11 protein-coding genes and 1 tRNA gene are annotated in these 12,893 nt (G+C 56.1%); 6 read left to right on the top strand and 6 right to left on the bottom strand.

All coding sequences use genetic code 11. From position 1 onward, the window contains the following. Positions 1 to 16: 16 nt before the first annotated feature. On the top strand, positions 17 to 1,570 hold the full coding sequence (locus ACTG39_RS00855) for a SulP family inorganic anion transporter (protein WP_439105620.1): 1,554 nt from the start codon (positions 17 to 19) through the stop codon (positions 1,568 to 1,570). Between the two features lie 168 nt (positions 1,571 to 1,738). On the opposite strand, the gene ACTG39_RS00860 is transcribed toward ACTG39_RS00855, so the two are convergent. Genes ACTG39_RS00860 through ACTG39_RS00870 form a run of 3 tightly spaced genes read right to left on the bottom strand, consistent with a single transcriptional unit; the run spans position 1,739 to position 3,876 of the window. Next, positions 1,739 to 2,170: a DUF1330 domain-containing protein gene (locus tag ACTG39_RS00860; RefSeq protein ID WP_439105621.1), complete on the bottom strand. Its 432-nt coding sequence runs from the start codon at positions 2,168 to 2,170 to the stop codon at positions 1,739 to 1,741. A 14-nt stretch (positions 2,171 to 2,184) separates the two neighbouring features. After that, on the bottom strand, positions 2,185 to 3,219 hold the full coding sequence (locus ACTG39_RS00865) for an MBL fold metallo-hydrolase (RefSeq protein ID WP_439105622.1): 1,035 nt from the start codon (positions 3,217 to 3,219) through the stop codon (positions 2,185 to 2,187). A gap of 27 nt (positions 3,220 to 3,246) precedes the next feature. After that, on the bottom strand, positions 3,247 to 3,876 hold the full coding sequence (locus ACTG39_RS00870; RefSeq protein ID WP_439105623.1) for a hypothetical protein: 630 nt from the start codon (positions 3,874 to 3,876) through the stop codon (positions 3,247 to 3,249). A gap of 199 nt (positions 3,877 to 4,075) precedes the next feature. Here ACTG39_RS00870 and ACTG39_RS00875 point away from each other — a divergent pair, with 199 nt between their 5' ends. From ACTG39_RS00875 to ACTG39_RS00885, 3 genes are read left to right on the top strand one after another with little or no spacing between them, the layout of a single operon-like run. After that, on the top strand, positions 4,076 to 4,747 hold the full coding sequence (locus tag ACTG39_RS00875) for a TetR/AcrR family transcriptional regulator (protein WP_439105624.1): 672 nt from the start codon (positions 4,076 to 4,078) through the stop codon (positions 4,745 to 4,747). A gap of 32 nt (positions 4,748 to 4,779) precedes the next feature. Then, positions 4,780 to 5,844: a haloalkane dehalogenase gene (locus tag ACTG39_RS00880; protein WP_439105625.1), complete on the top strand. Its 1,065-nt coding sequence runs from the start codon at positions 4,780 to 4,782 to the stop codon at positions 5,842 to 5,844. 10 nt (positions 5,845 to 5,854) lie between these two features. Next, positions 5,855 to 7,498 (top strand): sulfatase-like hydrolase/transferase, encoded by a 1,644-nt coding sequence (locus ACTG39_RS00885; RefSeq protein WP_439105626.1) that lies wholly within the window; start codon positions 5,855 to 5,857, stop codon positions 7,496 to 7,498. Between the two features lie 87 nt (positions 7,499 to 7,585). Here ACTG39_RS00885 and ACTG39_RS00890 read toward each other — a convergent pair whose 3' ends face one another. Together ACTG39_RS00890 and ACTG39_RS00895 are read right to left on the bottom strand one after the other, a co-directional pair. After that, positions 7,586 to 8,362: a hypothetical protein gene (locus ACTG39_RS00890; RefSeq protein ID WP_439105627.1), complete on the bottom strand. Its 777-nt coding sequence runs from the start codon at positions 8,360 to 8,362 to the stop codon at positions 7,586 to 7,588. Positions 8,363 to 8,697: 335 nt separating this feature from the next. Further along, positions 8,698 to 8,774 (bottom strand) — tRNA-Val (locus ACTG39_RS00895). 131 nt (positions 8,775 to 8,905) lie between these two features. Here ACTG39_RS00895 and ACTG39_RS00900 point away from each other — a divergent pair. Further along, positions 8,906 to 9,358 (top strand): GFA family protein, encoded by a 453-nt coding sequence (locus tag ACTG39_RS00900; RefSeq protein WP_439105628.1) that lies wholly within the window; start codon positions 8,906 to 8,908, stop codon positions 9,356 to 9,358. Between the two features lie 9 nt (positions 9,359 to 9,367). Here ACTG39_RS00900 and ACTG39_RS00905 read toward each other — a convergent pair whose 3' ends face one another. Beyond that, a complete protein-coding gene (locus ACTG39_RS00905; RefSeq protein WP_439105629.1) occupies positions 9,368 to 11,017 on the bottom strand; it encodes an amidohydrolase in 1,650 nt (549 codons plus the stop codon). Between the two features lie 228 nt (positions 11,018 to 11,245). Between ACTG39_RS00905 and ACTG39_RS00910 the strand changes: the two genes are divergently transcribed. Then, a complete protein-coding gene (locus ACTG39_RS00910; RefSeq protein WP_439105630.1) occupies positions 11,246 to 12,853 on the top strand; it encodes an HAD-IB family hydrolase in 1,608 nt (535 codons plus the stop codon). Positions 12,854 to 12,893: the final 40 nt, after the last annotated feature.

Below are 12,893 nucleotides of genomic sequence, written 5' to 3' on the forward strand. Positions count from 1 at the left end.
AGCAGGATATAGCACCATGTTCAGCAATTTAAAAAACGACTTGCCCGCAAGTATTGTAGTTTTTTTTGTAGCAGTACCTCTCTGCCTTGGTATCGCCCTTGCGAGTGGCGCGCCACTCATTTCCGGGCTGATAGCCGGAATCGTGGGCGGCATACTGGTTGGCACCATCAGTGATTCGCAAGTTGGTGTTTCTGGTCCCGCCGCGGGTCTTGCTGCAATTGTTCTAGCAGGTATTACGCAGGTTGGTGGATTCGAAAACTTTCTTGTCTGCGTCGTTCTCGCTGGCGCGATACAGATCGTACTCGGATTACTGAAAGCGGGCGTGATCGGATACTACTTCCCTTCGTCAGTGATCAAAGGGATGCTGACCGGTATCGGTATCATCATTGTGCTAAAGCAGATTCCGCACTTTTTTGGCTATGACGCCGATCCAGAAGGCGATTTCGCGTTCTTCCAGATTGACGGAGAAAACACCTTCAGCGCGCTGATGAGCACTGCTGACAACATTAGCCTTGGCGCGACCCTAATCGCGGTTGTGGCGATGGGCATTCTTCTATTGTGGGAGACCGTCCTTACCAAACGGGCCAAAATCTTCCAACTTATCCAGGGTCCGCTGGTCGCTGTGGCAGTAGGAATCATCTACTACCTGGTCACACGCAGCAACGACAGCATGGCGATCTCGCCCGATCATCTTGTCAACGTGCCCGTCACCTCGAATGTCACCGAGCTACTCGTGTTTCCGAACTTCGCTGCGATAGGGCAGGCGAGTGTTTGGATAATGGCGGTCACTATCGCCATCGTAGCGAGCCTGGAAACGCTCTTATGCGTTGAGGCCACGGATAAACTGGACGAGCAAAAACGGGTGACGCCAACGAACCGGGAGCTCTTGGCGCAGGGGGCGGGTAATATGTTCTCCGGTTTTATCGGCGGTCTGCCCGTGACTCAAGTTATCGTCCGAAGCTCGGCTAACATCCAGTCAGGAGGCAAAACTAAGCTTTCGGCAATTTTGCACGGTGTATTCTTGCTCATTTTTGTACTTCTCGTACCAGGCCTGCTTAATATGATTCCCTTGTCGGTTTTGGCTGCGATTCTATTTGTCGTCGGTTACAAACTCGCCAAGCCTGCGCTGTTTAAACAGATGTACGACTTAGGCTGGGCTCAGTTCTTGCCGTTTATTGTCACCGTGCTGGGCATCGTGTTCACCGACCTGTTGCTAGGAATCTTCATGGGTCTGGTGGTGAGTGTTGTCGTGATTCTGCGCGAAAGCTTCAAAAACTCGCACTTCTTGCACCGCGAGGACGAGAACGGCGATGTTAAGCTCACGCTAGCCGAAGAGGTCACCTTCTTTAATAAGGCCGCTATCTTGCTTGCCCTCGACAGCCTGGATACCAACTCGTCGGTTACTCTCGACGTGCGCAACACGCGATTTCTGGATCAAGACATCATAGAAATCCTGGATGACTTTGCGGACAAGGCTCGTCAACGCGGCATCAGTATAAAAGTTGTTGCCGAAGGCCGTACCGCTGAGAACCCCGAGAGCTATCGCGAGTTTTTCCGACTCGCTTGGTAACGCTGTCACACAGCAGCCTCCGCTTTGCCGGGGGCTACTGACACCCCCAAGCTAGCGGCGTTCCAAAAATACATACGCGCAATGCACTGCTGGCTACGGGGCTGATAGTGTCCATCGTGCTCGCCGTGGACAAGCCACTCCATTACTACCGTATGTTGTTGGCCTGAATCAGGCGCCCGCCAGCCACTTACCCACGGCCCCAACGCCCTCGATATTCAACTGACCGGCCAGCCCCGCTTCGCGGTGCACGTGAATCGCCTGGTACTCGTGGGACTGCATCATGTCGAGCATGGCCTGCCGGGACGGATACATGGCAATGGCCATGGAGTCCCACAGCTCTTCGACTTCACCGAGCATGAGGCGCTCCACCGGAGCAGAGAAAGCGAGATAGCCGCCGAACTCCGGTAGCAACTTCATTACCCCGACTCCATACACGGCATAGGCTTCGGCGCCGCTGAGTTCAGTCTCGCGGCCATCGGCGTACTCGGCCCGGTCCCTGAACTTGAGCAGGTTCAGCATGTAGATGGCGCCATCGGCACCCGGTTCCGCATAGCCCGCCATCTGTTCCGGCGTTGGGTGAACTGCGTTCTTCACTTCCATGGTGATCTGTTCCTTCAGTCGATGATGTCGATAGCGTCGGAGCCCGCGGGTAATTCGAACCACATACCGTCGTGGGTCAGCACCATGTTATCGGTAAAGCCCCGCCTAAAAATGTTCTCCATGACCTTGTTCCTGGGTCCCGGTACCAGGTGGTAAAGCGCTGTCATACCCACGCCGGTGCTTTTCGTAAGCTCTATCACGTGGTCCGTGTGGGCGTGATAATCCTGGATATCCCCAAGGATATGCGCCAAACGATCGCCTCCACCTGCTTCGGCGCCTTTCTTCATGGTCTGCACGATGGGCAGCGACAGGGCATCTGTGAGGAGAAGGTTTGCATCGTCCACCATGGTCCGTAGGCGGTCCGTAACGATCGTGTCGCCGGTGATGACCACCGATCGGCCTTTGTAGTCGAAACGATAGCTGACCGCGGGATCTATGGGGCTGTGATCGGCCTCGAAGGCTGTGATGGTCAGCTCGCCGAATTCCAGCGTTGCTTCTTCCGCATGTTCTACGGCCTGCATAACCCCATACTCCGGGGGCATAAAGCTCATGCCGTGGTGCTCACTGCGATATGCGCGGTCGTGCGCGAGGACCATGTTATACCCGTCAATCACCTGCTGTACGCCCGGAGGGCCGTACACTTTCAGGGGCCCGTCGTGGCCCGTGGCCCAGGCCTGCACATTAATGGTGGGCAGGTCGGCTATGTGGTCGGAGTGAAAATGTGTCAGCAATACGCCATCCAGCTGGTCTGCAGGCAGCGCGGCGAGACCCAGGTTATTGGCCGACCCCGCCCCCACGTCGACCACAAAGTAGTGCTCCGGGGTCAGTACTGCCACACAGGCCTGGGCGCGTCCTGGTGCCGGAATGGGTGCGGCGCTACCGCAGATAAACACGCGCAACCCATCTAAGCGCGCTTCTGGTTGTGCCGCCATGGCACTAGCCGCCCGGTCCAGGAGGAAGTTCTGACCGGGGACGGTGTTCACTGCAACAAAAAACAGACCGCCGATGATGAGTGCCAGAATGGCAACGATACTGAGTAGGCGTTTCATGAAACAACTCCTGCACTAAGGTTCGATTCAGGTACGTGGTCGGCGCCAGAAAATCAGGTCGAGGACGGATGCGAGACTGAATAGCATTAGCGCGAGCAAGAACCTCGGGTCAGAATAATAAAAGACACCTTCGACGGGGAAGGCGATGGTCTTATCCAGGGCAGCCAACTTGAACTCGTGGCGCTCGGCAAAAACGGGATTCATGGCAATTTCGAAAAGATCCCGACGACTCCGATAACGCATGAGGGCGCCGGTTTCCCAGACCTCAGCGCCTTCGATACCCGCAATGTCCAAGGCGGGTGCTACCGCACGACCTGCAAAGATCGGATGGGATGCCCTCGCAAGAAGGGCCGGATACATGTATTCCATATAGTGATCCAACAGGTCATCAGCATCGCTCCCGCTTTCTGCTCCGGCCACGGACGGTGGATTTTCGGCAAGATCCAGGAGATTCACCATGATGAACTGTTTGCCTGTGTCCTGTTCCAGAAACGTTCGCAGGCGATTCCGGGCTTCAAAGGTCGCGCCTTCCCGGGAGCGCTCCACGAACCGCTCAATCTCCTCGTCCGATAGGGCACCCCCGGTGTTGGTGTACCAGAAGGTAAACAGCAGCCAGAGTAATGTGGCGCCGGCCCAAAAAGTCTTTCGGGCGCTCATTGGGACGCCTCTGCAACACAGGGCGCAGCCAAAACCCAAGCTTCTGGAAGAGCGGCGCTACTGGTCCGGATGTAACAGTCGGGTGTTGTCATAAGTCTGTTCATAGCTGAAGCATCGTAGATTAATGCATTGCATTATATAATGCAATGCATTAATCTCTCCCCATGACAACGCAAACTACCTACCGAATATGCCGTCCGTGACAAATGCTCGCCCTCAGCCTGTCGTGGATTCCACTCGGGAGCAGTTACTGGACGCCGCAGAAGAGCTCTTCCTGGCTGAAGGTCCGGACAACGTTTCCCTGCGCGCCATCGTGCGTCACGCGGGGCAGCGCAATCAGTCGGCCCTGCAGTATCACTTTGGTAATCGCGCAGGACTTCTCGCCGCCATTCGTCATCGGCGCATGAGCCAACTCGAAACCCGTCGCAGCGAACTCCTGGAGCAGAATCTGGATCTAGGGGCGAACCCGAGCGTCCGTGACTGCTGCGCCCTGCTGGTGCGGGCGCCATTCCTGCTGTGTCGGGAGCAGTCGGATTTTCGGGACATGCTGGGCGCGCTGGGGCCCCGGCTACTGATCTCGGACCGGCAATTGATAATGCTTGAGGCTGCCGATACGTCTGCGAGCCTTCGGCGCATCATGGAGTACATGTTTCGCAAAATGGAGCATCTTCCCGGGGAGTTGCTGATGCTGCGTATCGGAACCGCCCAGGGTGCGGTGCTCCTGTCCATCACCCGCCGCGCCCGTAACAGGGAAAGCTTTCGCGGCGCCCTGGCTGAGCTTTTCTACAACAATCTGGTGGACCAGTTGGCGGCCATGCTCGACGCACCGGTGTCACCCGAGACGCAAAAGGCCCTGAGCGAGCTCTCCTAGCTGCTCCTGAACATCATCAAGGACTTCTCTTTATGAAAATTCTAAGAACGCCCGACTCCTGCTTCGAAGGCCTCGCCGACTATCCCTTTACGCCGAACTACACAGAGATCGAAACCGCCGATGGCTCGCCTCTGCGAATTCATCACCTCGATGAAGGCCCGGCCGACGGCCCTATCGTACTGTGCATGCACGGCCAGCCGGTGTGGAGCTATCTGTATCGCAAAATGATTCCGCTGTTTGTGGCCCAGGGTATCCGGGTCATCGCACCGGACCTTCCCGGTTATGGCAAATCCGACAAACCGGCGTCGCGGGACGACTACAGCTACCAGAATCAGGTGGACTGGATGGTGGCCTGGCTGGACAGGAACGGGTTTAGCGGCATGACCTTTTTCGGGCAGGACTGGGGCGGGCTCATCGGCCTGCGTATGATTGCCGAACGCTCCGAGCTGTTCGATCGTGTGGTTATTTCCAACACCGGACTGCCCTATAACCCGACCGTAGAGCAGGATGTCGTCGATCGGGTAGCGGAGTTCCGTAATAACGCGCCGACGCCTACCCTCCCGGAGATGGCTGCGGCAATCCAGAACGTACCCAAGGAGCAGGCGCTGGCCTTCGCCTACTGGCAGAAATTCTGCTGGGAGACGGAGGATCTTCCTGTGGGTTTCATGATGTCGACGATGCTCGAGAAGATTCCGCGCTGGCGCCTGGCTCTGCGGGTTATGGCCCATCGTCTGGGTCTTGCGCCGCTGCGCTCCTCCACAGACATCGGTCGTGCCTACGAGGCTCCGTTCCCGGACCCGAGTTACAAGATGTGTCCGAGGGCCATGCCCAGTCGGGTGCCGACACTCCCTGACGACCCCTCCCTTGAGGCGCAGGGCAAAGCCTGGGAGTTTTTCAGTCGATTCGAGAAGCCGTTCCTGTGCGCTTTTACCGATGATGATCCGATCACGCGCGGCGGGGATGCGCCGTTCCGGTCGAAAGTCCCCGGGGCTTTTGGGCAAGCGCATACGACTATCGCCGGTGGCGGCCACTTTCTTCAAGAAAAGCGTCCTGCCGAAGTCGTGAACGTTATCGTGGATTTTATGAGATCAGCCTGAGGGTGCTTGTATGAGGACGTGGATTAAGTGGATCTTTGGCGTTGCCATAGTGGCGCTGCTTGGGGTGTCGGGCGCGTGGATGAAACGCGAAGACCTGGCCCTGTACATGGTGTCGAAAACCATGGAAAAGCGTTATCCGCAGGCTCCCAACCAGCCTGTTCCGTGGTCTCGGGGCAGCGCCGACACGGTGGGTGAACGGCCGCCCAATGTGGTCATGATCCTTGCCGATGATCTGGGCTGGAATGACATTTCTCTCAATGGTGGTGTGGCAAGTGGCACGGTTCCCACACCGCATATTGACTCTATTGCCAAGCAGGGAGTGACCTTTACCAACGGTTATGCAGCGAATGGTACCTGCGCGCCGTCGCGGGCTGCGATCATGTCGGGTCGCTACGGCACACGTTTTGGTTTTGAATTCACGCCGACGCCGGCGGGCATGATGACCCTGGCAGCGCTGAGTCCACCGAGTGATGACCGTATCCGCGGGAACATTTCCCACAACGCCGAAGAACTGCCCTACGAAGAGATGGGTATGCCACCTTCCGAGCTCACAATAGCCGAACTTCTGAAGGCCCGGGACTACCACACGGTACACATCGGTAAGTGGCACCTGGGTACGGCCAATGGCATGGACCCCCGGTCCCAGGGTTTTGACGAAAGCCTGTTAATGGCCAGCGGTTTATACCTGCCGGAGGATCATCCGGATGTGGTGAACTCGAAGCAGGATTTTGACCCCATTGATCGTTTTTTATGGGCGGCCATGCGCTATGCCGTCGACTGGGCCGGCGAGCGCTTCGCGCCTGAGGGCTACCTGACGGACTACTTTACTGATCAGGCCGTGGAGGTTATTGAGAACAACAAAGAACGCCCGTTTTTTCTCTACCTGGCGCACTGGGCACCGCATACGCCGCTGCAGGCATTGCGGGAGGACTATGACGCACTTTCGCACATCGAGAATCACCGGGAGCGTGTTTACGCGGCCATGATTCGCAGTCTGGATCGCGGGGTGGGGCAGGTCCTTGAGGCGCTTGAGGAGAATGGCCTTAGCGAAAACACCCTGGTGATGTTTACCTCGGATAACGGCGGGGCTGGTTACATCGGGCTTCCGGAGATAAACGCACCGTATCGAGGCTGGAAAATCACGCTGTTTGAAGGCGGCATTCACGTACCCTTCATGGCCAAGTGGCCGGCGCGTATTCCTGCGGGCATCACCTACGATGCTCCCGTGCAGCACTTCGACCTGTATGCGACGGCCGCTGCGGCGGGCGGTGCTGCGCTGCCCACGGACCGGATCATCGATGGTGTTGATCTATTACCTTACCTGGCGGGTCAGGAGAACGGGGTGCCGCATAGGCAGTTGTTCTGGCGCAGTGGTGCGTCTCAGTCCGCACTCGTAGATGGCTGGAAGCTCAACGTCAGTAATCCACCGGGGCGCAGCTGGCTCTTTAACCTGCGCAATGATCCGACGGAGCAGAATGATCTTTCGGAGCAGTACCCGGCCAAGGTCACAGAACTCCAGGCGGCCCTGGACACCCATAATGCCGCGCAGGCTGAGCCGGCATGGCCGAGTCAGGCGTCCGCGGCCGTGAACATCGACAAGGACCTGAGCCTTCCTGATGCGCCGGACGATGAGTTTATTTATTGGTCCAATTAGATAACTGCTTGAGGCCTTCTTTTAAAGCTCTGGCCTAGTCAAGAGCACGTGGCACGAGCTGCCGCGTGCACCCGTTCAGGAATGTGCTTAGCCTTGCGCCCCATTCAGCGCGGTGAGCGTTTCGTCTCGTAGTTTTTTGAGTTCAACCTGCATTTCGATGACGTTATCCCGCCGCCAATAATAGAACTCTGCGTAGCGCTCTATAAAACGAATGAGCGCCTTTTGCTCGGCCAGCTCTCCAAACGGCGTCAGTAGTACTTTCTGGCGCTCGAATTTCTCAGGATCCTCTCGAACGCTCCAGCGTTCGTCTAATTCGTTGAAGAACTCTGTGGTTCGTGTCCGATCAACATACGGGACCATCTGCATAGTCAAAGTCTTGTGAAAATCCGCGATATTGGCTTGGGCGCGTCGGAATCCTTCCAGTTGCAATTCAAAGCGCGCCAACTGCTCGCGAAATGGCTTGGATCGGATTATGTGCAAGCGTCCGCTAGATTGCAGTTCTTGCACAGTCGAGTCGATAAAATCACCGCTTCGCCAGTTTTCAACCGCTAAGAAACGCTCCTTGAATAACTTTTCCTCGCCGGCCACCAGTGCGCCTTCCCGCAATTTGTCAGCGACCCAATAGGTGTTCTTGGTCTTGCTGGTTAAAAAATCTATGACGCTCTCGTTAACAGCAATAGACTCATCTATATCCGCTAGAATTCTGGAGAGAAAATAAACTTCATCTATTCGATCCTGCCTGTCGTCGTTCAAGTTGGCGACTTGAATTCCAATGAATACACCAATCACAACAATGGCGAAATCTATTCCAACCGCAAACCAGTTCTGGTCTTTAACGTGTTTTGTGAGGCTGCGGAGAATCATAAGAGGGACGTGGCTTCAAGGCGCTGCTGCGGGCATCGCTGGCAATTAGAACATAGCCGGAAGGTCACGTCCTAGGCGAAAGCCGACCTCCCGCAACGGCTAGCTTACCGTCTCAGATGGGTCGAAAAGAGGCGGTTGATCGACGCCCATCGAATGTCCGCTTTGGAGAAGTTGAGAAAATGCTGGCAGGTCAGGTCGAAGCGTTTTTAGCCACCTAAACGTAACGCCTCGCTATGGCCCGCGCACAAAAAAGCGCGGTGGGCTGTACCTGCCTCACCGCGCTTACATTTGGCTATCCAGCAACCGCGGTATGTTCCGTAAATCACTGATTTAATTGGTAGGACCAGGCGGATTCGAACCGCCGACCTCTACCATGTCAAGGTAGCGCTCTAACCAACTGAGCTATGGTCCTAAAAGGGACGCGGATTATAAGTGCCCGAACAAGGTCGATACAACCGTCTTTCTTAAAAGTCTATTGGGTTAACTAACTGAGAATTTACCAGCATCTCCACGTAAACTGGCAAAACTGTGAGAGGAGTTTCCATGGCAACAATCAGCTGTGACTGCGGGCACGCCAAAGTAGACGTACTTGGCAAACCCTTACTCCGGATAATCTGCCACTGCACGCTATGCCAATCGTTTTATCAAGCGGCTGAAGGGGACCCTGTCATCTTTAAAGCGTCGGAAGTAACGGTGCAAGACGATGAAACAGTGAGCTACCGCCGGCTGCGCAAGTCTCCAGCGGTTGATCGTGGTGTTTGCGTTGGATGTGCCCAACCTATCGTGGAGTTTTTTGCGATGCCGCTGCTGCCGGACATTGTATTTATCCCGGGTGACCGCCTAAAGAACCATCCGGATTTACTTCCCGACCCTGCACTTCGAATCTTCTACGACTCACGCACCGAGGACGCCAGCGACGACATTCCCCGGCACGAGGGTTACTGGCCAAGCCAACTTGCCTTAACGCGGCGACTACTCCCCGCACTACTTCGCTAGATACCCCTGCTAAAGCTCACCGAAGACCAATTTGCCTCCAACAACGGTAGCGTGAACTTTGTTCTTCCAGAGCTCTTCTCGTGGCATCGTAAATAAGTCATCGCGTACTAGGATGAAGTCCGCATCGTAGCCCGGAAGCAGACGCCCGACCCTTCTCTCAGTATGGCCTGCGTAAGCGGCATCTTCAGTAAACAACGACAGCGCCTTGTTACGACTAACAGCCTCACTCACCCGCCAACCCATCGGTGGCTCTCCGTCCCGGTCCTGCCGCGTTACTGCCGCATGCAAACCAAAGAAAGGGTTGGGCGGCTCCACAGGGAAGTCAGATCCACCGGCCAGCTTTGCGCCACTTTCGAACAGGGTTTGCCAGGCGTAGGCTCCTTCGAGGCGCGCCTCGCCCACGCGATCACCGGCCATGTTCTTGTCACTCGTGGCATGCGTCGGTTGAACTGAAGCAATCACGTCCAGCTCCGCAAATCGATTGATGTCAGCAACTCGCAGAATCTGCGCATGCTCCACACGATGGCGCAGTGCCCGTTGCTCAGCGGACGCGTTGAGCACTTCGAACTCATCAAGCACTTTGGCATTCGCCAAATCACCAATCGCGTGCACATTGACCTGATAGCCAAGCTCGGCCGAATCACGAATCTGCGACATCAGCTGCTCGTCCGACAGGAGCAGCAATCCTCGGTTACCCGGATCATCGGAGTAATCTTCAAACAGCGCTGCACCTCGCGACCCCAGAGCCCCATCTGCAGAAATCTTGACGCTGCGCAGCTCAAACAGACCATTCGCACTGTCTCTGGGACCCTCTAACCACTTCGCTTTGATGCCGGGGTCAGCCATGCGCAACATGGAGTAAATGCGCATGGGGAACTGGCCGTCCTCAAGTAGCGCGTCATAGGCATCAATCTCCAAAACGGAGGATCCCGCATCGTGAGCGCCGGTCATCCCGAGGCTGACCAAATATTCCATCGCCCGGCTGAGGTCGCGCTTTTTACTGGCAACCGTTGGAGCAGGCATTGCTTCTCTCATTAGCTTCATGGCGTTATCGACAAGAACGCCCGTCGGCTCACCACGATCATCGCGAACAATGCGCCCGCCTGCAGGATCAGCGGTATCGGCGGTAATGCCCGCAAGGGCAAGGGCTTTACTGTTCAACCACATGGCGTGACCATCAACGCGACTCAAGGCAATGGGCCGATCGGCCGTAACCGCATCCAGAGATGCCGTGGACGGAAACTCACCTGACGACCAGAGCACCTGATTCCAACCGGCCCCAAAAATCCAGGCGTCTGCGACTCCGTCAGCAACGGCTGCCGCTACACGCGCAGCCGCTTCCGCTTCACTGTCACTACCCGTAAGGTCGACGCTCGCAAGGGCGCTCCCCAGATCTGCGATGTGTCCGTGCGCGTCGATCAATCCAGGCAGCAAGGTAAGCCCGTGACCGTCAATACGAGTCTCGGCGTCACTCTTCGATGCCGCGGCTTTATCATGATAGATGGCGGTTACTACACCCTCGTCGTATTCAAGGGCGGCAAAAGCTACGCGCTCTCCGTCTTGCATCGTGTAACCCTGCACGTTGTGAATCAATGTCGCTGCGGACAAGTGCATCGGCAAAACTAACAGCGCTGCCAAAGAGCAAACACGCTTATTCATTCAGATCTCCTTGGTAAGTGTTCAGGCCAACCCGAAGGGACCGCCTAAAACACCTAAGACTACCGCAAACATTTATGGGCTAAGTAGGTTCTGCACCTATCGAATGCTACCGCCGCTTTCCGGGCCTGACCATCGCCTTCAGGCGGACAACACACCCCCTGTCGTAGTCATTGTCGCGTGCTAGACTCGAAGGTTCCGCGATTAATCACAGCACGGGATATTGAGGTCATGAGCAGTAGCGTACAACCCTTACTCGAGGCCATTGAAGCGAGCCCTGACGGGCCCGAGATTTGTGCGATTTTCGATTTTGACGGAACCATTATTTCTGGTTACTCCGCCATCTCGTTTATCCGGGAACAGCTCCGCCGAGGCGATCTGGCGGTACGGGACTTCCTCGAACTCGCCAGCGCCATGACTAACTTTGGACTGGGCAATCTGGGTTTCTCAGGCATGATGGCCGTCACCACGCAGTTTATGCGTGGAATCGAAGAACAGACATATGTAGAGCTGGGCGAGGACCTGTTCACCAAGCAAATCGCGCGACTGGTTTATCCTGAGTCTCGCGCGCTCATCGACGCACACCTCGCCAAAGGTCATACCGTAGGCATCATTTCCTCTGCGACGCCTTATCAGGTAGAGCCTGCTGCGCGAGATTTGGGCATCGAGAACGTATTGTGCACGCAACTCGAAGTGGAGGGCGGAGTCTTCACGGGCAACGTCGTCAGACCCACCTGCTTTGGTCAAGGCAAAGTCGATGCGGCCGAAGTACTGGCCGATAGTGTTGGCGCGGATCTGGATAATGGCTTCTTTTATTCCGACAGCACCGACGATCAGTTGCTCCTGGAGCACATCGGAAATCCTGTCGCGCTTAACCCCAGCGACAAGCTGCGTGCCGTAGCCCGCGATAACAATTGGCCCACGGCGAGTTTTGGCAGCCGCGGTCGCCCGACTCTGGGCCAGTTCGTGCGCTCCGTTGCCGCAACGGTCAGTCTGGTTCCCACATTTGCTGCTGGACTGCCTATCTACGCGCTCACAGGCTCTCGTCGTGAAGCGACTAATTTCTCTATCGGTTTGTTTGCAGAAACCGCTAGCGCGTTGATCAACCTTGATCTCAAGATAAGCGGCGAAGAGAACTTGTGGAAACAGCGACCCGCTGTATTTATTTTTAACCATCAGAGTAAAGCTGACGTGGTTATCGGAGCCAAGCTACTAAGGCGTGATATGGCGGGCGTCGGAAAACAAGAAATCAAAAAGATGCCTGTCATCGGCAAAGTGCTGGAGATGGGTGGCGTGGTCATGATCGATCGCAAAAACGCCGCGTCTGCGATTGAAGCCATGCAACCTTTGGTTGATGCCATGCGCAACGAAGGCAAGTCTGTGGCTTTGGCTCCCGAGGGCACACGCACCGTATCTCCCAATCTTGGTCCGTTCAAAAAGGGTGCTTTCCACCTCGCCATGCAAGCCGGCGTACCCATTGTCCCGGTCGTCATTCGCAACGCGGGGGATGTCGCACCCAAAGGCGACTTTGTGTTCCGACCCGCGACCGTAGAAGTGGAAGTACTCCCGCCGGTAGATACCAGCGACTGGACACCGCGAACGCTCAGCAAACATATACGGGATGTACGTAATATGTTTCTGAGAACCTTGGGGCAGCCAGAGGAGCCGGAACCCGGAACAGCAAAGGCAAAAGCCAAGACAAAAGCTAAACCCGCCGCAAAGCCCAAGGCTGCTAGCAATACAACGACCAAAGCTAAACGCAGACCAGCGACTAAAGCCCGGCCAAAGACTGCGGCAAAAGCGCGGCCCAAGGCGCGTCCAAAGTCAGCGGCAAGTTAAGACCTGAGCGAGGTCGTCGTTTCGTCATATAAGGAGAATA

Origin of the sequence: Congregibacter sp., assembly GCF_965662665.1 — a bacterium.
In the GTDB taxonomy this organism is placed as follows: domain Bacteria; phylum Pseudomonadota; class Gammaproteobacteria; order Pseudomonadales; family Halieaceae; genus Congregibacter.